This window comes from Collinsella aerofaciens (genome assembly GCF_015548375.1).
Classification (GTDB): Bacteria; Actinomycetota; Coriobacteriia; order Coriobacteriales; family Coriobacteriaceae; genus Collinsella; species Collinsella aerofaciens_AB.
This window is the reverse complement of record NZ_JADMWW010000007.1, coordinates 78,871-98,366: the sequence shown is the minus strand read 5'-3', so window position 1 is coordinate 98,366 and position 19,496 is coordinate 78,871. Positions and strand designations below refer to the sequence as shown.

24 protein-coding genes and 1 tRNA gene are annotated in these 19,496 nt (G+C 49.1%); 4 read left to right on the top strand and 21 right to left on the bottom strand.

Features of this window, described 5'->3' with window-relative positions; genetic code table 11:
• Positions 1–128: 128 nt before the first annotated feature.
• A complete protein-coding gene (locus I1969_RS04725; RefSeq protein ID WP_195233303.1) occupies positions 129–1,286 on the bottom strand; it encodes a PDDEXK family nuclease in 1,158 nt (385 codons plus the stop codon).
• 445 nt (positions 1,287–1,731) lie between these two features.
• Positions 1,732–1,806, bottom strand: a tRNA-Val gene (locus I1969_RS04720).
• A 288-nt stretch (positions 1,807–2,094) separates the two neighbouring features.
• Between I1969_RS04720 and I1969_RS04715 the strand changes: the two genes are divergently transcribed.
• Positions 2,095–2,742, top strand: a complete 648-nt coding sequence (locus tag I1969_RS04715; RefSeq protein ID WP_195233301.1) for a hypothetical protein — start codon at positions 2,095–2,097, stop codon at positions 2,740–2,742.
• Positions 2,743–2,819: 77 nt separating this feature from the next.
• Here I1969_RS04715 and I1969_RS11010 read toward each other — a convergent pair whose 3' ends face one another.
• The 12 genes from I1969_RS11010 to I1969_RS04655 all read right to left on the bottom strand — a co-directional run bounded on the left by I1969_RS11010 (position 2,820) and on the right by I1969_RS04655 (position 10,271).
• Positions 2,820–3,002: a hypothetical protein gene (locus tag I1969_RS11010; RefSeq protein WP_229028257.1), complete on the bottom strand. Its 183-nt coding sequence runs from the start codon at positions 3,000–3,002 to the stop codon at positions 2,820–2,822.
• 333 nt (positions 3,003–3,335) lie between these two features.
• On the bottom strand, positions 3,336–3,614 hold the full coding sequence (locus I1969_RS11300; protein ID WP_195233299.1) for a DUF4160 domain-containing protein: 279 nt from the start codon (positions 3,612–3,614) through the stop codon (positions 3,336–3,338).
• A complete protein-coding gene (locus I1969_RS04700; RefSeq protein WP_195233297.1) occupies positions 3,614–3,880 on the bottom strand; it encodes a hypothetical protein in 267 nt (88 codons plus the stop codon). Before I1969_RS04700 ends, I1969_RS11300 begins: the two co-directional genes overlap by 1 nt.
• Before the next feature lie 124 nt (positions 3,881–4,004).
• Positions 4,005–4,193: a hypothetical protein gene (locus I1969_RS04695; protein ID WP_195233295.1), complete on the bottom strand. Its 189-nt coding sequence runs from the start codon at positions 4,191–4,193 to the stop codon at positions 4,005–4,007.
• A 183-nt stretch (positions 4,194–4,376) separates the two neighbouring features.
• Entirely contained in the window at positions 4,377–4,874 is a 498-nt protein-coding gene (locus I1969_RS04690; RefSeq protein ID WP_195233293.1) for a Fic family protein, read from the bottom strand.
• Positions 4,874–5,383, bottom strand: coding sequence for a Panacea domain-containing protein (locus I1969_RS04685; protein ID WP_195233291.1), 510 nt, complete (start codon positions 5,381–5,383; stop codon positions 4,874–4,876). The genes I1969_RS04690 and I1969_RS04685 overlap by 1 nt, the downstream gene beginning before the upstream one ends.
• Before the next feature lie 267 nt (positions 5,384–5,650).
• The gene (locus I1969_RS04680; protein WP_195233289.1) at positions 5,651–6,751 is read right to left on the bottom strand and encodes a hypothetical protein; all 1,101 of its coding nucleotides are present in this window, start codon (positions 6,749–6,751) and stop codon (positions 5,651–5,653) included.
• A gap of 246 nt (positions 6,752–6,997) precedes the next feature.
• On the bottom strand, positions 6,998–7,606 hold the full coding sequence (locus tag I1969_RS04675; RefSeq protein WP_195233287.1) for a hypothetical protein: 609 nt from the start codon (positions 7,604–7,606) through the stop codon (positions 6,998–7,000).
• Between the two features lie 554 nt (positions 7,607–8,160).
• Positions 8,161–8,418 carry a hypothetical protein gene (locus I1969_RS04670; RefSeq protein WP_055157184.1) on the bottom strand — a complete coding sequence of 86 codons (258 nt, stop codon included), beginning with the start codon at positions 8,416–8,418 and terminating at the stop codon, positions 8,161–8,163.
• A gap of 99 nt (positions 8,419–8,517) precedes the next feature.
• Positions 8,518–8,721 carry a helix-turn-helix transcriptional regulator gene (locus I1969_RS04665; RefSeq protein ID WP_015527881.1) on the bottom strand — a complete coding sequence of 68 codons (204 nt, stop codon included), beginning with the start codon at positions 8,719–8,721 and terminating at the stop codon, positions 8,518–8,520.
• Between the two features lie 3 nt (positions 8,722–8,724).
• Positions 8,725–9,366 carry a DUF3796 domain-containing protein gene (locus tag I1969_RS04660; RefSeq protein WP_015527882.1) on the bottom strand — a complete coding sequence of 214 codons (642 nt, stop codon included), beginning with the start codon at positions 9,364–9,366 and terminating at the stop codon, positions 8,725–8,727.
• A 269-nt stretch (positions 9,367–9,635) separates the two neighbouring features.
• Positions 9,636–10,271, bottom strand: a complete 636-nt coding sequence (locus tag I1969_RS04655) for a helix-turn-helix domain-containing protein (protein ID WP_195233285.1) — start codon at positions 10,269–10,271, stop codon at positions 9,636–9,638.
• 464 nt (positions 10,272–10,735) lie between these two features.
• Here I1969_RS04655 and I1969_RS04650 point away from each other — a divergent pair, with 464 nt between their 5' ends.
• From I1969_RS04650 to I1969_RS04640, 3 genes are all read left to right on the top strand, one after another.
• Positions 10,736–11,827, top strand: a complete 1,092-nt coding sequence (locus tag I1969_RS04650; protein WP_162776433.1) for a replication initiation factor domain-containing protein — start codon at positions 10,736–10,738, stop codon at positions 11,825–11,827.
• A complete protein-coding gene (locus I1969_RS04645) occupies positions 11,827–12,030 on the top strand; it encodes an excisionase (protein ID WP_002607397.1) in 204 nt (67 codons plus the stop codon). Before I1969_RS04650 ends, I1969_RS04645 begins: the two co-directional genes overlap by 1 nt.
• A 78-nt stretch (positions 12,031–12,108) precedes the next feature.
• Positions 12,109–13,302, top strand: a complete 1,194-nt coding sequence (locus tag I1969_RS04640; RefSeq protein WP_009243728.1) for a site-specific integrase — start codon at positions 12,109–12,111, stop codon at positions 13,300–13,302.
• Positions 13,303–13,448: 146 nt separating this feature from the next.
• On the opposite strand, the gene I1969_RS11005 is transcribed toward I1969_RS04640, so the two are convergent.
• The 7 genes from I1969_RS11005 to rfbA all read right to left on the bottom strand — a co-directional run bounded on the left by I1969_RS11005 (position 13,449) and on the right by rfbA (position 19,387).
• Positions 13,449–14,126 carry a hypothetical protein gene (locus I1969_RS11005; RefSeq protein ID WP_229028256.1) on the bottom strand — a complete coding sequence of 226 codons (678 nt, stop codon included), beginning with the start codon at positions 14,124–14,126 and terminating at the stop codon, positions 13,449–13,451.
• 160 nt (positions 14,127–14,286) lie between these two features.
• Complete coding sequence (locus tag I1969_RS04630) at positions 14,287–14,853, bottom strand: hypothetical protein (protein WP_195233283.1); 567 nt, start codon at positions 14,851–14,853, stop codon at positions 14,287–14,289.
• A gap of 11 nt (positions 14,854–14,864) precedes the next feature.
• A complete protein-coding gene (locus tag I1969_RS04625) occupies positions 14,865–15,650 on the bottom strand; it encodes an exonuclease/endonuclease/phosphatase family protein (RefSeq protein WP_195233281.1) in 786 nt (261 codons plus the stop codon).
• 18 nt (positions 15,651–15,668) lie between these two features.
• Positions 15,669–15,899 (bottom strand): hypothetical protein, encoded by a 231-nt coding sequence (locus I1969_RS04620; RefSeq protein WP_195233279.1) that lies wholly within the window; start codon positions 15,897–15,899, stop codon positions 15,669–15,671.
• A 71-nt stretch (positions 15,900–15,970) separates the two neighbouring features.
• Positions 15,971–17,428 carry a sugar nucleotide-binding protein gene (locus I1969_RS04615; RefSeq protein ID WP_195233277.1) on the bottom strand — a complete coding sequence of 486 codons (1,458 nt, stop codon included), beginning with the start codon at positions 17,426–17,428 and terminating at the stop codon, positions 15,971–15,973.
• A 13-nt stretch (positions 17,429–17,441) separates the two neighbouring features.
• Positions 17,442–18,464: a dTDP-glucose 4,6-dehydratase gene (rfbB, locus tag I1969_RS04610; protein ID WP_195233268.1), complete on the bottom strand. Its 1,023-nt coding sequence runs from the start codon at positions 18,462–18,464 to the stop codon at positions 17,442–17,444.
• Between the two features lie 23 nt (positions 18,465–18,487).
• The gene (gene rfbA / locus I1969_RS04605) at positions 18,488–19,387 is read right to left on the bottom strand and encodes a glucose-1-phosphate thymidylyltransferase RfbA (RefSeq protein WP_195233266.1); all 900 of its coding nucleotides are present in this window, start codon (positions 19,385–19,387) and stop codon (positions 18,488–18,490) included.
• Between the last annotated feature and the right edge of the window lie 109 nt (positions 19,388–19,496).

Sequence of the window (19,496 nt, the reverse complement as noted above, 5' to 3'; positions counted from 1 at the left end):
CTTGCGCATTCCGTGAAATGCAGGGTACGGACGGCCGGCCCGGGTCCGGCCCCGTAATCCGGCATAGTTTTGAAATGAAACTAATTCACTGGCAGGCAAACTAGGTCGTTCTAGCGCCATGTCGCCGGCTAATTTCCAATTTCCAACCAGTTGCACAAAACATTTGCTCGCAGTCGCGTCTCGGCGCACTTCATTGCCTCGGATTTGGCTTTATATCGAATCCCCAAGCGACTGCAGACGCTTTTGACTATGGTGTCTAACTGCTTTTTGTCGTTAAGCATATCGTGGGTTACCAGGAACACGTCAAAACCCATGCTCTGGAGCGCCGTCATGCGCTCCGCATCGTGCTCAAGCACCGCGCCTGATCCATGGATGACTTCACCTTGGATCTCGATAATTACCGCCTTCATTAGGACTGGGTTTACAATCATGATGTCTCCGTAGCAAACCTTTTGACCTGCGATGTTTTGGGCTGCCAAGGATAGAGGGGTTAAATCGTTGAGGTACACGTAGCTGAATCCCGCACCACCTAGACGTCGAGAACGACTTAGAAGCAGGACTCCCGCGACCTCGAGCGGAGACGCAGCAATGCCGATAACCTGCTGGGCGGCATCATAAAACTGCTTTCCCCACATTTGACCTTTGACCTTGTCGGCGAATCGATGCAGGTCGCTCAGTTCGATGAGCGGCTTTCTCATCCAAAGAGAAGTACCTTTGAGTTTCGTAACCTCTCTTCCATCCTTACGCTTGTTCGTTTGGCCTTCGTTATCTGGGACCTTTACCGTTGCGCGGGCATAAACTCGTTTCCAAGGAACATCGTCTTCGCCTTCTCCAAGTTCGAACAGATCCCGCGTGTTGGAATTGCGATTCACCTCTACCGCCATTTTTAACTGCATTTCGACAGCGGGAGTCGGCTCGAAAACAGAAAACCAGCCGCATAGTTCGTACATAGCCAGTACGAGATTTATTTGAGACACAAAACGTGTCATAGTGAATAAGGTGTTAAGCGGATTGGTGACACTAAAGCCTAAATGAGTGTCGATTGTTGTGCCGGCATCCGATGCCCCTTCCCAGCGAATAGTGGAGCGCAATCCCGAGTGGTGATTACAACAACCTGGCGATGCAACGGCGATAATCGGGGTCTTGAGGACGTCGGTTACGAAAGGGGTTTGGGATAGGGCTCGCCAGCCGTCATCGGAACTCGGCAGTCGCGGGTAGAGGTCGCGTACTTGGGGCGGGCATCGCCAGTAGCGAAATGCGGTGTTTGCGCAGACGATCTCGTCCATGTGGGCCTCCCCTGGTTTCGGCCGCGGGCCGTGTGGATTATGGGCGAGCTCGATTATCTATGGGGTCATCATGCGGGTAAGTACCGGAAGCTGACCAAACACTGGCCAGAAGATGGACGGGTTGTGTTGAAAGCTTGTCACGAGGCAAGAATGTGCTGGTACGAGCCGTGGGCCAGTGGTCTCCATTTCCATAATTGCGCGTAGATTACGCAGAGAATTCAGCGAATGAACGCAGACGCATTTTCCAAAACGCTCGATGACGTCACCTATCGTGAGCCGGAACGGATATTTTTATACGTTTGCTGGGATTGTGAAAGCTGTTTCGGATAGCCAAAAGTGCGCCGACTTTTCGATTCGAATCATTATTTGATGTCACTTTTGGTGTCACCCTTGGTGTCATAAAGAAAAAGGTCAGAGGCTTAACACCTCTGACCTGCGCTTTTGATGGTGGGCGATACAAGATTCGAACTTGTGACCCCATCCGTGTGAAGGATATGCTCTACCCCTGAGCCAATCGCCCGTCGCCTTTCGGCAAAAGAGATACTAACATAGCCGCGCGTGGTTTACCAAGAACTTTTTGCCCCCGATTTTAAATTCGCAGGAGCATGCCGTGCGAACGCAACCAAACAAACAGGCAAACTTGCAGCTAAACCACCATTTATCGGTTGATCCACGAGGTCTCGGGGCGGCAGATAAGCCGCGCGTTGTTGTCCGTTCGCTATGCGACAATTTGATATGTAATAAATTTGGACGACCGCAGGTCTTGCCCTGCTGTATCTGCGGAGTCTAATCGAGAAAGGACGCAACCATGAGTTCTGATGAGAAAACGGTCAGCAAGAATGGTCGCAAACGCTATTTTGATAGTCGCAAAGAGGAAATGAAGAAGGTCAAACCCCTGCTCGATCTTGACCTTTGGGCTTGTGAATTTGGAGCAGAGGCGCTAGATGATCTATTAAATAAGCTGACTAAGGAGAGTGAGGAAGACAATGATACCTACAAGCTCGCGGATTGCTTTATTGACTGCATCAAAAATGATGGCATTCCCAAAGACAAATCCGTAATCAAATCCGATAACTATGCCTTCTTCAGGGCTCTTATCGAAGAGCTGGGCATTGAACCACAAGCTGTTAAAGACGTAAAAGATCAATCCTTTGACATTACGTTACCAATGAGCGACGGGCCGTTTACCGTTAGCGTGAAACCATTTGACCCTTATGTGCCAGAGCCGTGGCGGAGCGAAATCGCTAAGAAGGCCGAGGATCTGGAGGACGACGGCAAGAGGGTCGACCCTCGCTGGCACTACTTTGTTTCCTGGGCGAAATACTGGGATGTCATTCTTAATTCCAATAGTGAATACGCAGCGAAGTTAAGAGAGCGCGATCCCAAGCGCGCTAAAAGCAAACGCATCGGGCGTTTTAGCAATCAAGCCATGAAAAAATGGCTCGGAAGATCGTAGCAATGAAGGGCTGGCGAGGTGCGTACCTCGCCAGCCCTGTTCTTTTGAGTCAGCTTCCGCACGTTAATCCTGCCTGTCTACGAGCGGAAGCCAAGGGAAGAGTCGTACTCCAGAGCAATCGGTTGCCAGACGAGGTCTTCGATGGCGCAGCCCAGGGTGTTTGCGAGCGCCAATACCGAGGAAACCGAGGCGCGGCGCAGGTCGAGTTGGTTTTGCTCGTAGAGCTGTATGGCGCGGAGTTTAACTCCCGATAATTTCACGCGCGAACTCGTCGCCCGACATGCCGCAGATGACGCGTGGCATACCGCGCTCAAATTGCCTCATCTCTAGAGAGCTCGAAAGAATCGCCGTCAGTTCTGTCGGATTCAACCCCTGGTCACAGAGGGCGAAATCGACTGCCTCGCCCAGCGTTCTCATAGCGTCCTCGAGATACATCTCACTGTATGCGCGGGCCGGTTGCCTCATTTTGTGAGACATTAGGAGTTCTTCAAAAGCCTCAATGCATTAGGCATGGCTGCAATTGTCGATTGAACGGTCAGGTCAATCGTTGCGATTTCATCGTTGCCACCCAGCAAAACTCATAGGCAGGCAGTTTAGCAATAGAACGTCAGGGAGTCGTTGCCAAAGATTTCACGCCACTTGTCGCAGATGTATCGATGGTTCATGGTAATTAGTTTCGAAAGGTCTCTGAGGTCCTTAGCTGGAATCTTGCTTTCATTGTTGGCAAGTCTGCAGCCACCGTCTTTGGTTAGCCAGAACTTAGTCGAATTGGCAGCGGCTCTTTTTACTCCTACGTGGATGTGAACTGGTTCTCCGTTTTCGGCAATCCAAAAGAAAAGAACAAACTGTCCAAATATAAGAATCCGAGGCATTATGCCACCGCCGGTCCGGCTTTTTGGCGTTCTGCGAGCTCGAAGATAAACGGGGCGTTTGTTCTAACGAACTCAGTCAAGAAATTCAGATCGTCAGCAGAAAACCCTTCGACGTTGAACCATTCAACCGCGGGTAAGAAACATTCTGCGTGGTCAAAGCCAAAGTCGACCGGACGCTCAACAGCTACGCGGACAGTTCCGTCTTCTCTTGTTTCTGAATAGGCAAATTGAGTGCCGTCGTCAAGCTGAACATAGCTCCAAAGCATAGCCGCCTCCTTAATGATTGAATTTGAGTATAAATAACTGCTTAAGCGCAATGTGATGTGAATTGAATTATTCCAATAAGACCTGAACTTCTGGAATGGTTGTTTCATTAGGGATTGAACTATCTCACACTTCAGGAGCTTTTAGAGCCGCATTAATAAGATCAGCGCCGTTGTCGAAGCGACCGGACTTCCCCGTCGCAAGAAACGCATCGCCTTCGCGGATTGCCTCGAGGGTCTCCGGGTTGGGAGCTTTGGTAGGAAACGGCCGCGGGCCGGTGTTCGCAAGCTCCTCGTCCTGCTTACAATGCTTCATGGATACGCACTTTATCTTGCTCGATGCTTTTGCGGAAGGGCGGGTGCATGTGCTCCGGCGGGTTGGTGACGATATCGCTTTCTGATTTTTGCTCGCTACGTGTGAACGATAGTTAATTCAGCCGGTAGCGATGGATCGTGCATCGAAGCGATTTGCGGTACCCAGAATCAAGCCAAGAAGTCTCTAAGGCCTCGTAGGCTTGCTGTTCCTTCGCAGCTCGCCTGCGAGCTCTTCGCGCGTGCGTTTTCCGGAGACAAGGTCCTGAATCCATTCATAGTAGGGGTTATCTTCAGGATTTGGGTTATCGGAAAAGTCCACCGAAACGTTTCTCACTCTAATAATGGCAAAGGCGAAAACTAGGCTAGTCCTCTTGTTTCCATCCTCAAAGATGTGGTCCTTTACCATGTGTTCCGAAATATAGCTAGCCTGGTCGAATATGTCCGAAAATCTATCAATCGGGGACTGCCCAAAGATGGTGCAAAATGCGTTTGATAGAACAGATTCAATTCGACCATGTATAAGGGTGGCCCCGTCGCCCGTCATACAGGTTGTGTAGCATTTTCCAAACGCAAGCAAGCCTTCATGCAGCTGCATTACAGAAGAGGCAAGCGCCTCTATCGCTTCCTCGTCATCAAATACAAGGGGATCGAAAGAAGGCGCTTGCCCCATCGTGGTGGACATTAGGAGTTCTCCAAAAGCCTCAGCGCATTGGGCATGGCTGCAATTGTCGATTGCACGGCCTGATCGATTGTTACGACGTCGTTATTGTCCAAGCCATCATTAGACGCAAGAATTGCATCCGGAGTGATGGGGTTATCCATGTTCGGCGAATATACACTCGCCCATGCCCCATCTGGCTTGTGTGACAAGGTGACCAAATCAAATGCAGAGAGCATGCCAAGTCTATTCATCACAGAATCGATGAGGTTTTTAGACATCTCGTCAAGTATCGCTGAGCCAGCCGATTTGTGAATGCAGTTTCGGCCATACGAGGAGAACGTATGATAGACCACAGGTTCAACTGGACCATACTGCCAAGCCTCGATAATATCATCGAAAAGCGGATGATTGTATTTGCGCAACGATTCGACTTGCGAATAATAGACGAGCTTATTCAGCTTAAGATTTGTGATCTCGAACTTGTCGCTCCAATTATCAATGATGTAGTTTGCAACGTTCAGCGCTTCCATTTTCGCTCTCCTCTCAGTTGGCAAAACTAATCCACTAGACTTTAAATGGGCTGATTATGTACCCAATTTAAATATATGTCGATTTAGCCCTCAGTGAATTCTTTTCTAATTACACGACAAATTGTTTCATAGCGGGCGGACATGAATTCATCATGCGTACTTTAACAAAAGACTGAGAGCAAAAACGGTTTTAGCAGATGCCAACCGATTGCACTGGCTTTAAGAGTCAGCCGAAAGCTCAGATTCAAAACGTTGTCAGCAATAAACTTATTGGACGTTATATCGGAGAATCGCGACGCCTAGGAGCGTTATGCCAAGAAGGAAAAGCGTCATTGACGCTGCGATCAAGCAGTTGTCGCCGGTCTTGGGGAGTGAGGCGGTTGTCGTGGTTGCGGCCTTGGGCTTAGCGTCCTTGGTGACCGAGGTCTTAGTCACCGTGGTGGTCGTTGTTGTCGCAGCTGCGGGCTTGACCTCTGGGCGCGCTGCAGTTCCCGAACCAGACTCCCCCGCAGCATGATCGGTGCCGGAGGCAGGCTCGCCGCCATCGCCCGGCACATCGCGCGCATCGGTCTCCCCCGCCGGCTTCGTAGCCCCCTGGGGCTCGATCACCACATGCGTGGCCACGGTCCCGTCGGCATCCAACACGCCTCTAGCCCCAAAGGTCCCACCGGCGGGCGCCACAAAGCGCGCGGACGTAAGCGACCCGGCCAGGCAGCCAACGCCGCCGTCGGCGCCGGTCGCATCTAGCCACGAGGCGTCGACGGCAAGCGTCCCAAAGGGCACGCCATCGCCGGGGTCCTCGTCTAGCAGATACGCGCCGTAAGCGCGCACGCCCGCTCCGGAGCCCGCGCCCGCGGCAACAACGCGCCCGCCACCGCGAACAACAAGACGACCCGCGACCAGGCCGGCCACGACCTCGTCCTCAATGCCGGCCCCGTCGGCCTGGGCATTGACGGTGCAGCCGTCCACCACCAATGCCTGAAACGCGTGAATCCCGCACTGCGATCCCGTGGCCGTTAGCGATCCGGTGCCGCGGAGCGTCAGGTTGCCCCACACCTCCAGACCGCACTGCGAAATGTCCACGATGGACGATTGCATCTCCTTTACGGAGTTTTGCCCAGTCAGGGTCACCACCAAATCGCCATCGGCGCCGATGGCCTCACCGGAAAAGCCGCTGAGCTCCAGGTGGTCGGCATCGGTCCAGGCCCAACCGGGGCCCGAGACGCCCGGCTCGTAGTATGTCGCGCCGGCAATGATGAGGCTCTCCGCACCCGCGGCATAAGAAGGCCCGCCCAGCAAAACGCATAGGCAGGCCATGGCGGTAAACAGGATGTAGTGACGGCTAGTGTGGAACGCGGCAGCAAACATAACCGCTCCGATCTTCGCAGGAGCCAATAGAAGCTGTACCAGAAAATACCTGGTAGCAGCGCTTATTAGTGTAGCGAGATCGGGCGAGTAGCGAACGAATTGCATGTAAACGAATCCCGAAATTAGGTGTAAATCGTTTTGCCAGTCGGTGAAAGGAAGTAGTCCCGCCACATCAATTGAGGCTATGCCTACAGATTCGATAAAAAGCGACTCGATTTATACGGCAACGATAATCTCACGGTCAAATTATTGTTTCGGTGCCGCGTCGGCATGAGTCTTAGACATTCCTTCGCGTCCCTTTAGACAAATAAATGCTCTTGTGAATACAAAAGTGTTATATAGGAGTGATTTTGTTTCACACACTATTCGAAACGAGAGGGCTAGATACATAAAACAGACAGCTGCTTCAACATAATAGTCACAGCAAATCATCGCTGTCATTTTATAAATCGTAGCCTGGTCGAGTAGAGAGATTAGAAGACTTAACGTAAAAGCGACTGCAAATAAAACAAGTGCATTCTCGTAGTAGCGAAGGTAATTCAATAGTGGGTTGCCTCCTTGTGAAGCTAACCCACGAACATGCTTACCATCAAGCAAGCTGAAAAAGATCGCAAAAATAGAGAGCGCTACTCCGAATAAACCCAAGAACACATCCTTTAACGTCGTGGATAAGTTCACTATTAACTCAACGGTATTCGAAGCATTAAGCATGTTTAACGAAAGAACCAGGGAGATAGCTGAAACTCCAATGGAGATTGGTAGGTTTCCTTTTACGGGCTTTAACTCGCGAAGTGCGTCACTGATTAGTTCGCCAGAGCTTCTAACTACGGCAATTTGGGAAAGACCGTCAGGCATTAAGAAACCCTTCTAAATTTTATTAACAAGCAATTCGAGGATATTGAGTGCTTTGCCATATAGAGCTGTATTATCCTCACTTGCTTCAGGTAAATAATTGCGACTCTTGCAGTAATTTGCAATTCTTTCGTCATCGTCAGCACTTAAATTTCCAGCACTTGGAATCTGAAGTTCAGAACCAAGTTGGTTGTCAGTGATTTTTACTTTTGTGCCATCTTGCTTTTCACCAGTTACCGTTGCTGATGCAACGCCAGAAGCGATGCTATCTTGAAAAAGATCAGAGATTCCGTTAGCTGATTTAGGAGAAATTTTATATCTAATTTGCGATTATCCGCATAAACACTATACTTTCAAGCACTTTGAAGTATAGAAAATTATTTAATTTACCACGAATTTACCACAATTGAATGAGCCTTGATATGACAATAAAATAGCACTAAAAAGACACCCTTTACACCTGAGTGGTGTCTTTTGTTAAAAAGCAGTCAATCCTAAGACTAACTGCTTTGTGTGTATGGATATAAAGTTGTCAAACTGGGATTGTATGTTGGAAATTATTCTACATCAATCACATCATCTTCACCTATTTCTATGAAAGTGGTGCTACTATCTGTTGAAACGTTTTTAGATACTGACATATTAAATATTATCAAGAGGATATTCAATAGCACAATTACTAGGAATATAACCCCAGCAATTTTCCAAATTTTTTTGCTACGCCTATTCTTAATTGCCATCTGTTCACTGATTTTTGCAAGTTGTTCTGCGATGACATCATTATCATCTTCATCAGGTATTGTTCCTCCAAGCAATACAAATTAACATTATAGTTGCATTACTCTTATATTGATGTAAAACTTAATATTCTATTGTTCCCAATATCACATAGAACCGAATTTACTACCACTATCTTATTTAAAAATGAAAATATCTTCTATCGGTGCATTGAGAACCCGTGAAATATCAATCGCCAGTTTTAGAGATGGATTGTATTGTGCTTTTTCCAACCTCATAATTGTTTCTCTACGAACCCCGACTTTTTCTGCCAGTTGTTCTTGTGTTAAACCTTGTGCTACACGATATACCTTTAAGTTGCACATGAAATCTTCTACCATGACTTATTCTCCTTTTTCGTAGCGGTATAATAAATAGTTGCTAAGAAAAATGACTAAAGCATAGATAAGTGAAACAGAAATGAGCATAAAAATTGCACACCATTCCACATTACGAGAAAACATTCCTATTGCCATAAGCCAAATGACTATAAAGAGAAGTTTAAATCCTACTTTATAGGCGTTTATTTCTGCTTTTCTTTTATTTTCTAAAAAAAGTTCATCTTCTAAAGTGTGAGAAAGTTTTCCTTCAAAGAAAAAGCCGAAAAAGCCAAAAAATATAAAGAATACAAAAGGATATATTTTCCCATATTCAAAATAAGTCCAAAAACCGCTAAAACCTAGAAATCCAAATATTCCACACAGTCCCCAATATGAAGATACTGTTCTTGAATAGTTTTTGTCTTTAAAATTTTTAGAAAAGGCGTTTTTAAAGAAGATAACTGTTACATATAAGACATAAATAGCTATCAAAGCACCGACTATCAACATTGGTATATCCTTTATGGAAAATACATAATTAGACATATCCATGTTTTTAACCCAGCGTGCGTCGTTAAATAATAAAGAGTAAATTATCCCTGCAATCAGTAATATTACACACCCTACTCCCATAAAGATAACTTGTTTCATTTGTTTTTTTGTCATAATCATCCCTCTTTTCAATGTGATGTTTTTGTATCTTTATAAGACAAATATATCACTTAATATAAATGGTGTCAACAAGAAAATGATACAAATACATCTCATATCGTTTTTATATAATTTACTACAAATCAGATTTTGTCCCTTTCTTCCTCTTGTCTGCCACAAACAGTAAAGGAAAAGCCCTGTCAAGAGCCTTGCCACCATTGGTGGTGCTTTGCACTCTTTACTGGGCTTTTTGTTTGCTGTATCTTCTACAAAGAGGAAAAGGGTTACTCGTCCTCATCATCAAAATCGTTATTTTTCAATACTTCCCGTAATAATTCCATATCTTCTTTTGAATTGGGGTTTATCATTTTTACGACTTGATAAGGTGTCCTATATTTATGTCCCTCTATGCTTTCACCGAACATATCTATGCTGTATAAATCATCATAGTGGTCTAACAGTTTTTGAAACTTCAAATGCTGGATAAATTCTTTGATTGGATAAAGGTCGGACGCTACAATGCTTTTTCCGTTGATGTAGTCGGTAATATATTCCCGTAACTTTTTCAACTCATATTCCAGCCATTCTTCTTCGCTGTCAAAGAAGTTGTCATAATGCCCATGTTTTAATTCTGCATTTAGTCGTTCTTCAATTCTTAAAAACTGGCAGACTTCCTTTTCGGCTTGATTAACATACTTCCATTCTCCCGACAGTAATTCATTTGGGGTTACACCCAGCACGTCCATTATCTTTTCTAATGTATCAAAGGTAGGATAATTCACACCACGTTCAATCTTGGAAAGGCTCTGCATATTGATACCGATTTTGTCCGCAAGTTCCTGTTGTTTCATTCCTCTGTATTTTCTTATGGTTTGTATGTTCTCTCCTAAGAAACTGATTTTCTTTTCATAATGCTCCATAACTTAGTATAACCGCTCCTTTCGTTGCTTTTTTTGACGTTTATAAGCATATCATACTTAATCTATATCCAAAAGTCAACAAAAACTTCTTGACAAGTAATTCTAATGGCGTTATTATCGTGTTAGATAGAGCGATTAAGCACGCTAGGGTCAATCACACGCTTGAGTAAGCATATAGAATAGATATTTTCACTTTGATAGCATGAATAGGCATGGACTATCAGACTGAAAATCGGATTTCTGACTGGGCTGTTCCGTTTAGCCACGAGCCTTACAAGGCTCGTGAGCGTTAAGAACGGGGCAGACACAGGAAGAAAGGGAACGCCTTTAGGCGTTCGTAAAGGGCGTATATGTAACACCGCCCTGCGCATACATGTCATAGTACCTAGAAACTGTGATAAATAAAGGAAAAAACACAATTTTTACCCCGCAAAAAACGGGACATACGAAAGGAGTAATGCACTATAACTACACACAAAAATTTATCCGTTAAGATTGATTACATCAGCATTGTATTTGAAACGGCAACTGCTGAAGATGTCATCATGCACATTTTAGGTTTACCGACTGACATTTTCAATGTCTATCCGGCAAGCATTAAATACAAAACCTATCAAGCACGCTGGCAGATTGGAGATATTTATGTATCGGGCGACGCAAGAAAAACAGAGGATAACCCACAAGGGTTAGGCTGTTATCTTGTTATGACCGGCAGAGGGTGTGATGATATTTTCCGTATTCTCGACAGTAGGAATTGTACTTTTGGGGATATGTTCAAACATTGTGAGCGAAGATACGGACAGGATAACTTCCACTTCACAAGGCTTGATATTGCCATTGATGATAAAAACGAAAAGCCATTTTTTACCATAGAGCAGATAAAGAAGAAATGCGAAAAAGAGGAATTTATCTCGAATAGTGAGGGCTACCACTTTGACGAAAGCAAGTTTGATGATTTCGACACCGCAAAGACTGTTTATATCGGTGCTGGTAAATCGGGATTGTCCTACCGCTTTTATGATAAGGATAAGGAAGTCTGTTCAAAACATAATAAGACGCTTGAGGAAGTCGGCAGTTGGAAACGGACAGAAATGCAACTGCGTGATGATAAGGCTCATGCTTTTGCCATGACATTCAAGGAAAGACCGCTGGAACTTGGAGAACTGGCTTTCGGTCTATTGGCAAACAACCTACGCTTTGTCGTACCAAACAGAAACGAAAGTAATAAGAGCAGATGGAAAACTTGTCGGTTTTGGGAACGCTTTTTAGGGGCTGTGGAAGTCTTAAAACTGCAAGTACCAAAACAGCAAAATTCCCTTGAAGAAACACAGCAATGGCTCACAGAGGGTGGCGTGATTTCCGCTGTCAAAAGTTTTTACTTCTTGGAAGAACATGACGCATTAGGCGGACTGGAAAAAGTGGGAACTATGCTTGATAAGGCAAGATACAGCAATTCCCTTTCCAGTAAATTAACCGCCCATTTACAGAGGATAAACCGCACCGACCTTATCCCCTATATCCAGTATGACACGAAACATGGGAAAGGGGGTATCTGATGAATAACAACGATATTCCCGTATGGGAAAAATACACCCTTACCATTGAAGAAGCGTCAAAGTATTTCCGTATCGGAGAAAACAAGTTAAGACGCTTAGCAGAGGAAAACAAGGACGCTGGCTGGCTCATTATGAATGGCAACCGCATACAGATTAAACGCCGACAGTTTGAACAGGTTATTGACAAATTGGACGCAATCTAATGCAAATGAGCCTTGTATGTGTTATGATGAACACAAGTCATATCAAGGCTCTTTCCAACAAGGAAAGGAGCAGACACCATGAAAGAAAAAAGACGGGATAACAAAGGTCGTATCCTGCATACTGGAGAGAGCCAACGAACAGACGGGAAATACTTATATAAATATGTAGACGCATTTGGAAACACAAAATATGTGTATGCTTGGAGATTGACACCCACAGACCCGACACCAAAGGGAAAACGGGAAAAACCCTCACTTCGTGAACTGGAACAGCAGATAAGACGGGATATTGAGGACGGTATCGACAGCACAGGCAAGAAAATGACGCTTTGCCAACTCTATGCCAAACAGAACGCACAGAGGGCAAATGTGAAGAAAAGCACAATAAAACAACGGGAACAACTCATGCGGTTATTGAAAGAGGATAAGTTAGGTGCTAGGAGCATTGATACGATAAAACCCTCTGACGCTAAAGAATGGGCGTTACGCATGAAAGACAAAGGCTTTTCCTACAATACCATTAACAACCATAAACGCTCGTTAAAAGCGTCATTCTATATCGCCATACAAGACGATTGCGTAAGGAAAAATCCCTTTGATTTCAAGTTAAGTGAAGTCCTAGAAAATGATACCAAAGAGAAAGTTGCATTGACAGAGGAACAGGAACAAGCCTTACTCTCATTCATCAAGACGGACAATGTGTATCACAAGTATTATGATGATGTGCTGATACTGTTAAAAACAGGACTTCGTATCTCGGAACTGTGCGGACTGACAGTAGCCGATATTGATTTCAAGAATGAAGTTGTGATTATCGACCACCAGTTACTAAAGAGCAAGGAACAAGGCTATTATATTGAAACGCCTAAGACGAAAAGCGGAATAAGGCAAGTACCATTAAGCAGAGAAACGATACAGGCATTTCAACGGGTTATGAAGAAACGCCCAAAGGCAGAACCATTTGTGATAGACGGACGGGGCAATTTCCTATTTGTCAATCATAAGGACAAGCCAAAAGTTGCGATTGATTACAACGCCTTATTTGTCCGTATGGTAAAGAAATACAACAAGCACCACAAGGACAATCCCTTGCCACATATCACACCGCATACGCTACGCCATACGTTCTGCACAAGGCTGGCAAGCAAGAACATGAACCCAAAAGATTTACAGTATATCATGGGGCATTCAAACATTAGTATCACAATGAATTGGTACGCTCATGCGTCCATAGATACCGCAAAATCAGAGGTTCAGCGTCTAATTGCATAGAAGTATTTACCACGATTTTAACCACGCTTGATAGCGAAAATATAAGAAGATAGACCTAGATATGTGAGGTTTACCACAAAAGCAAAATGCCCGTAGAGCCGATAAAATAAGGCTTTGCGGACATTTAAGAAGATATAAAAAGATAGTCAAAAAGACATATATAATTTTTGATAATTGAAAGTCAAGTTTCCCGTTTTTGAGTCAACCGAATCCATTGTTGAACGTACATAAGCCAGCAGCGGCGCCGGATCAATATCATTGTTTAAAGGGAAAAAGCGAAGATTAATTGACTTAATTTTCGCAAATTCCTTGATAGTTTCATCAATGCTATCAGGAAGGGGCATGTTAACGATATTAATTACGGCATTCGGCAAGAGGGGCAAGTCCGCCTTATCCCTTTCTCGGTTGGCCTCGCGAGTGTAACGATCGACAACTTTCCTCAAAACGGCTTGAAAACTCTTGAGATTGGGGCTTTGGCCCTCATTCTTGACGAGGATCATTCTATGGCTCTTGAGATAGATAATAAATCGAGAGTATGGGGCAGTTGGAACGGAGCTTGGAGAGGGAACAAGCTCATTATCGACAACGATAGTTCGCACCCTATAATGAGTTTCACGGATCAGGTTTCCCGTGAGAACGTATTCCGAGTTTATTAGCTTCAATTCAACATCAGAGAAATAGCTGACATTTTTGGAGGTACGAACTTTCTGTTCGTTGCAGAACGCTGGGTACAAAATGTCTTGGAAGTGGGTCAACATGGGATCATTATCTGGTCCATATGTAATGTTGAAATTTGCGATACTTAGCTTTTTCACTTCGTCCATTTGCATCCCTTAAATAACAAATATTGCGCAGGAGCTATTGTTTCCCGCGCAATATTTTAGTTCATATAGGCCTAAGGTCCGCACTATGACATACGGTTCATATTACGGATGTTTGTCAAATAATGCATTCGAATATGCAACTCAAAGAAAGGTAAAAGCGCTAAGCCATCTCATCGGTCTCGTTCATCAGCCGGTTGCAGATGTAGATCAGCTTTTCGCTCTTTAGAAGTTGATTGAACACACTGTCGAGATCTTCATCGTCTTGTATCGTGATATTGCACGAATCGGCCTCTTCGAACTTATAACGGTCGTATATCGTTGCAAGATCGTTGCACACGCCTCGGTCGACAGTCATGATGGCAGGATACGATGGATTAAATTCGATGGTGAATAGCCTGAATCGGTATCTATTCGAACGAATCTCAAAACAATAGTCATTTTTCTTATAAAGGTCATTTGCATTCAAAAGGTCGACTTTTGGAGTGAGATCCGCCACGCTTGCGGAGGCTGCATGCTGAATTATCTTTGACATGGAGCTGATGGTTTCTAATGCTGGAGATAACGTTCTGTTTACGTCAAAAGTCGGAGAAAACACCCCCTTGACCCTACCGTTAGAAGCCCCAGACAACATTTTCGCCTGTTCAGTAAAAAATGGGATGATTCCGTCTGTTCTCTTTTGTTGAGGCTGAGTGAACACCTCTGCCCATGGATTTTCACTAGAAGTCATGACCGGCTCACCTAACTCAAATCGATATCAACTAACAGCGGCAAATGGTCGCTTATCTTGCTGTTGGGACGAACTTTTGCAATCAAGTCCCTATTCCCTATCCTCTTTAGATAGCTATAGGAATTAATGGAGTCCATCAATTCTGGGCTTACCAGGGCTTGGTCATAACAGTTCCAAATAGGGTTGGCGCAATCCCCGGAATAGTAAAAGGATCCGTAGTTCTCCAGCTCCTCCGATAACCAATGAATTGTTGGATTATACAGAAAGGGGTATTCGTCACCGCACCATGTTCTTCCGGTTTTATTTCTAACTAACCCTTTAAATAGCATCGCGTTAAATGCATTGGGGAGAAGCAGCTCCTTATCATATGGATTTGCGTTTAAGTCGCCCATAACGATCGTCTTTTTAATTGATAGCTCGTTTTCATACCCGTGAATCACATCCATCATCTTACGGATATCCACTAGCCTTGGTTCCGGATCGGCTGAAGACATACGGTCAACAAGATGCGCAGCGGCAATAATGAAACAGATCTTGCCTATTTTCATCGGCAGCACGGTAAACCGAGATTCCTCAAAGCAATCGATAACTTCAATGGACTCCTGGGCAATTATTTTGACTTTGTCACACCCACCGTAACCCATTGGGCGATATCCAGAGCTCTTTAAGAGCTTATCTGAGAATTCAGTTCCAGAAAACTCACCAAAAGCAGCAATGCCGACCTCTTCCTCTCGCATACAGGCGAGGACAAGGTCGGCATTGTCTTTTTTATTTAAGTTCCAAAAGAGCAGCTTCATATATCAGTTCATAGTTAACTACTGTACGAGCATGTCAACGATTCGCACGCTCGCGCACCCATCACCATAGGGATTCGAGTCGTGGCTCATGGCCGCAAACTCAGACTGAACGGAGAACAGGTCGCGGTCGTGCGCGACACCGAAGACGCGCAGCACCTTGTCGAGCACCTCGCGGTGCTGGCCGGTCATGGCCACCGCGTTCTCAAGCTCATGCAAGCGCGCCTTCAGTTCGTAGACGAGGTGGCACATCTCGATAGCACCTGGCGGGTGCAGAAGACGAGCATTGCTTTTTCTTAGCTCAAATCACTTTCCAAAAATATTTAAAGAAGCCCAGTGAGGTACTCCCCCAGCTCTTCCTGCCAGTCGGGCATATGGAAGCCGGTCGACTCGAGTTTGGACAGGTCGAGCGCGGAATGGACCGGGCGCGGCGCGATGGGGCCCTCGGCGCCGGCGTAGTAGTCGGCGGTACTGACCGGGACCACATTCTCCCCGTTGCCGTTGGCGGCCTCGAAGACGGCGCGGGCGATATCGGCCCAAGACTTGACCGCGCCGGAGCCGGTGCAGTTGTAGGTGCCGTAGGGGGCCTGCGTCCCCAGCACGTGGAAGATGGCCTGGGCCATGTCGCGCGTGAAGGTCAGGCGGCCCAGCTGGTCGTCCACGACCGTGACCCGCTCGAGCCCGTCCTCCGGGTCGGCGACGCGGTCGGAGAGTCCCTTCATCGTCTTGACGAAGTTGTGCCCCTCGCCGATGACCCAGCTGGAGCGCATGATGTAGTGGCGCGGGCACCCCGCCACGGCGATGTCGCCGGCGGCCTTGGTCTGGCCGTAGACGGACAGCGGGCTGAGGGGCTCGTCCTCTGTGTGGACCTCGGCCGTGCCGTCGAAGACGTAGTCGGAGGACACGTGGACCAGGGTGATACCGTGCTCGGCGCAGGCGCGTGCGAGCAGGGCCGGGCCGGTGGCGTTGGCCTTCCATGCGGTCGCGCGGCCCTCGGGAGTCTCGGCCCGGTCGACCGCCGTGTAGGCGCCGCAGTTAATCACGGTGCCGTAGAGCGACCAGTCGTACTGTGCGTAGGCGTCCGGGTCGGACATGTCGAAGGTGTCGATGTCGCAGAAGTCGAAGTCCTTCGCCACGCCGCGCTCCTCAGCGAGCGCGCGCACCGCGCGGCCCAGCTGGCCGTCGCAGCCGGTGACGAGGGTGCGCTTCGGCGCCATGGGGACGACGTCGGCGAGCATCGGGTGGTTGAGGTCGGCCTCGGAGACAGTGGCCTGGTCCAGCGGGATCGGCCACTCGATTGCGAGCTCGGGGTCGGCGAGGTTCACGAACGTGTAGGTCCTCTTGAGCTCGGCCGACCAGTGGGCGTCCACCAGGTAGGTGTAGGCGGTGCCGTCCTCGAGCGCCTGGAAGGAGTTGCCCACGCCGCGCGGGACGTAGATGGCCTTGGAGGGGTCCAGCGTGCAGGTGTAGACCCTGCCGTAGGTGGCGCTGCCCTCGCGCAGGTCCACCCAGGCGCCGAAGACCGAGCCGCGCGCCACGGAGATGAACTTGTCCCAGGGCTCGGCGTGGATGCCGCGGGTGACGCCCTTCCTGTCGTTGTAGGAGATGTTGTTCTGGACGATGCGGAGGTCGGGGATGCCCAGCGCGCACATCTTGGCGCGCTGCCAGTTCTCCTTGAACCAGCCGCGATTGTCGCCGTGGACGGCCAGGTCGACTACCTTGAGGCCCTCGATGCCCGTCTCGGTGACGGAGAGGTCCTTCTCGAATGCGATGTCTGCCATGTCTCTCCTCTCCCTACTGCCCCTGCGCGCGGTAGCGGGCCTCGGTGGCCTCCTTGGCCGGGCGCCACCAGGCCTCGTTGGCGACGTACCAGTCGATGGTGGCCCTGAGGCCCTCGGCGAAGTCGGTGTGCGCCGGCCTCCAGCCGAGCTCGCGCTGGAGCTTGGTGGAGTCGATGGCGTAGCGGCGGTCGTGGCCGGGGCGGTCGGCGACCCAATCGAAGTCCTCGGGGTCGCGGCCCATGGCCGCAAGGATCATGCGCAGGACCGTGATGTTGTTCTTCTCGCCATTTGCGCCGATGAGGTAGGTCTCCCCCATGCGGCCCTTGGTCAGGATGTCCCAGACGGCCGAGGAGTGGTCCTCGGTGTGGATCCAGTCGCGCACGTTCTCGCCCTTCCCGTAGAGCTTGGGGCGGACGCCGTCGACGATGTTCGTGATCTGCCTGGGGATGAACTTCTCCACGTGCTGGTAGGGTCCGTAGTTGTTGGAGCAGTTGGAGATCGTGGTGCGCAGGCCGTAGGTGCGGGTCCAGGCGCGCACGAGCATGTCGGAGGACGCCTTGGTGGAGCTGTACGGCGAGGACGGGCGGTACGGCGTCTCCTCGGTGAACTTGGCCGGGTCGTCGAGCGCCAGGTCTCCGTAGACCTCGTCGGTGGAGACGTGGTGGTAGCGGACGCCGTATTTGCGCACGGCCTCCAGCAGGCGGAAGGTGCCCTCCACGTTGGTGCGCAGGAAGGGCTCCGGGTCGGCGATGGAGTTGTCGTTGTGGCTCTCGGCGGCGTAGTGCACGATGGCGTCGTGGCCCGGGACGATGCGGTCCAGCAGCCCGGCGTCGCAGATGTCGCCCACGACGAGCTCCACGCGGTCGGAGGGCAGCCCCGCGATGTTCTCGGGGTTGCCGGCGTAGGTCAGCTTGTCCAGGACGGTGACGTGCACCCCGGGGTGGTTGTCGACCACGTAATGCACGAAGTTGCTGCCGATGAAGCCGCAGCCGCCCGTGACGATGATGTTCCTGGGCTCGAAGAGCTCTTCAGACATATCTGTATCTCCCATTGAATCGTTTAGTACTCGCGCGGGCTGTTGACGATCTCGCCGGCGGCGACCTTCTTCAGGTGCTGGCCGTAGACCGACTTGCCGTAGGCCGCGGCCGCCTCCTCCAGCCGCGCCGTGTCGATCCAGCCGTTCTCCCAGGCGATCTCCTCGGGCACCGAGACCGGTAGGACCTGGGAGTGCTCGACGGCGCGGACGAACTCCGCCGCCTCGTGGAGCGACTCCATGGTGCCGGTGTCCAGCCACGCGTAGCCGCGGCCGAGGGTCACCACGGAGAGCGTCCCCTCCTCCAGATACATCTGGTTGAGCGTGGTGATCTCCAGCTCGCCGCGTGCGGAGGGCTTCACCTCGGCGGCGCGGGAGGACACGTCGCCCGGGTAGAAGTACAGGCCGGTGACGGCGTAGGAGCTCTTGGGCTCGGCGGGCTTCTCCTCGATGGAGACGGCCCTCCCCTCGCCGTCGAACTCCACGACGCCGAAGCGCTCGGGGTCGTCCACGTGGTAGCCGAAGACCGTGGCGCGGCCCGACTCGGCGTTCTGGACGGCGCGCGTCAGGTGGCGCGACAGGCCGTTGCCGTAGAAGATGTTGTCGCCCAGCACGAGCGCGCAGGGCTCGCCGCCGATGAACTCCTCGCCGATGGTGAAGGCCTGCGCCAGGCCGTCCGGCGAGGGCTGCTCGGCGTAGGAGAGGTTCACGCCGAAGCGCGAGCCGTCGCCCAGCAGGCGCTGGAAGTTGGGCAGGTCGGTCGGCGTGGAGATGACCAGGATGTCCTTGATGCCCGCCAGCATGAGCGTGGACAGCGGGTGGTAGATCATGGGCTTGTCGTAGACCGGCAGCAGCTGCTTGGAGGTCACGAGAGTGAGCGGGTACAGTCGCGTGCCGGACCCGCCCGCGAGGATGATGCCTTTCATTTAATCTGTCCCCTACAATCGAAATGCGCTTTAGATCGAGTGATAAATAAGACTTGGGTATCCTATTTTGCTAAACCCCCTCATTCTTAACGAAATAGGCAAGGTAATG

What these genes read in the sequence shown, in the direction of transcription:
- I1969_RS04620 (WP_195233279.1), bottom strand. Translation starts at nt 15,899, where the DNA reads ATGTGCCACCTCGTCTACGAACTGAAGGCGCGCTTGCATGAGCTTGAG.
- I1969_RS04665 (WP_015527881.1), bottom strand. Translation starts at nt 8,721, where the DNA reads ATGGTAGAAGATTTCATGTGCAACTTAAAGGTATATCGTGTAGCACAA.
- I1969_RS04625 (WP_195233281.1), bottom strand. Translation starts at nt 15,650, where the DNA reads ATGAAGCTGCTCTTTTGGAACTTAAATAAAAAAGACAATGCCGACCTT.
- I1969_RS04695 (WP_195233295.1), bottom strand. Translation starts at nt 4,193, where the DNA reads ATGAAGCATTGTAAGCAGGACGAGGAGCTTGCGAACACCGGCCCGCGG.
- I1969_RS11300 (WP_195233299.1), bottom strand. Translation starts at nt 3,614, where the DNA reads ATGCCTCGGATTCTTATATTTGGACAGTTTGTTCTTTTCTTTTGGATT.
- I1969_RS04675 (WP_195233287.1), bottom strand. Translation starts at nt 7,606, where the DNA reads ATGCCTGACGGTCTTTCCCAAATTGCCGTAGTTAGAAGCTCTGGCGAA.
- I1969_RS04725 (WP_195233303.1), bottom strand. Translation starts at nt 1,286, where the DNA reads ATGGACGAGATCGTCTGCGCAAACACCGCATTTCGCTACTGGCGATGC.
- rfbB (WP_195233268.1), bottom strand. Translation starts at nt 18,464, where the DNA reads ATGTCTGAAGAGCTCTTCGAGCCCAGGAACATCATCGTCACGGGCGGC.
- I1969_RS04645 (WP_002607397.1), top strand. Translation starts at nt 11,827, where the DNA reads ATGAATAACAACGATATTCCCGTATGGGAAAAATACACCCTTACCATT.
- I1969_RS04715 (WP_195233301.1), top strand. Translation starts at nt 2,095, where the DNA reads ATGAGTTCTGATGAGAAAACGGTCAGCAAGAATGGTCGCAAACGCTAT.
- I1969_RS04685 (WP_195233291.1), bottom strand. Translation starts at nt 5,383, where the DNA reads ATGGAAGCGCTGAACGTTGCAAACTACATCATTGATAATTGGAGCGAC.
- I1969_RS04660 (WP_015527882.1), bottom strand. Translation starts at nt 9,366, where the DNA reads ATGACAAAAAAACAAATGAAACAAGTTATCTTTATGGGAGTAGGGTGT.
- I1969_RS04655 (WP_195233285.1), bottom strand. Translation starts at nt 10,271, where the DNA reads ATGGAGCATTATGAAAAGAAAATCAGTTTCTTAGGAGAGAACATACAA.
- I1969_RS04680 (WP_195233289.1), bottom strand. Translation starts at nt 6,751, where the DNA reads ATGTTTGCTGCCGCGTTCCACACTAGCCGTCACTACATCCTGTTTACC.
- I1969_RS04630 (WP_195233283.1), bottom strand. Translation starts at nt 14,853, where the DNA reads ATGACTTCTAGTGAAAATCCATGGGCAGAGGTGTTCACTCAGCCTCAA.
- I1969_RS11005 (WP_229028256.1), bottom strand. Translation starts at nt 14,126, where the DNA reads ATGGACGAAGTGAAAAAGCTAAGTATCGCAAATTTCAACATTACATAT.
- I1969_RS04700 (WP_195233297.1), bottom strand. Translation starts at nt 3,880, where the DNA reads ATGCTTTGGAGCTATGTTCAGCTTGACGACGGCACTCAATTTGCCTAT.
- I1969_RS04615 (WP_195233277.1), bottom strand. Translation starts at nt 17,428, where the DNA reads ATGGCAGACATCGCATTCGAGAAGGACCTCTCCGTCACCGAGACGGGC.
- I1969_RS04640 (WP_009243728.1), top strand. Translation starts at nt 12,109, where the DNA reads ATGAAAGAAAAAAGACGGGATAACAAAGGTCGTATCCTGCATACTGGA.
- rfbA (WP_195233266.1), bottom strand. Translation starts at nt 19,387, where the DNA reads ATGAAAGGCATCATCCTCGCGGGCGGGTCCGGCACGCGACTGTACCCG.
- I1969_RS04690 (WP_195233293.1), bottom strand. Translation starts at nt 4,874, where the DNA reads ATGTCCACCACGATGGGGCAAGCGCCTTCTTTCGATCCCCTTGTATTT.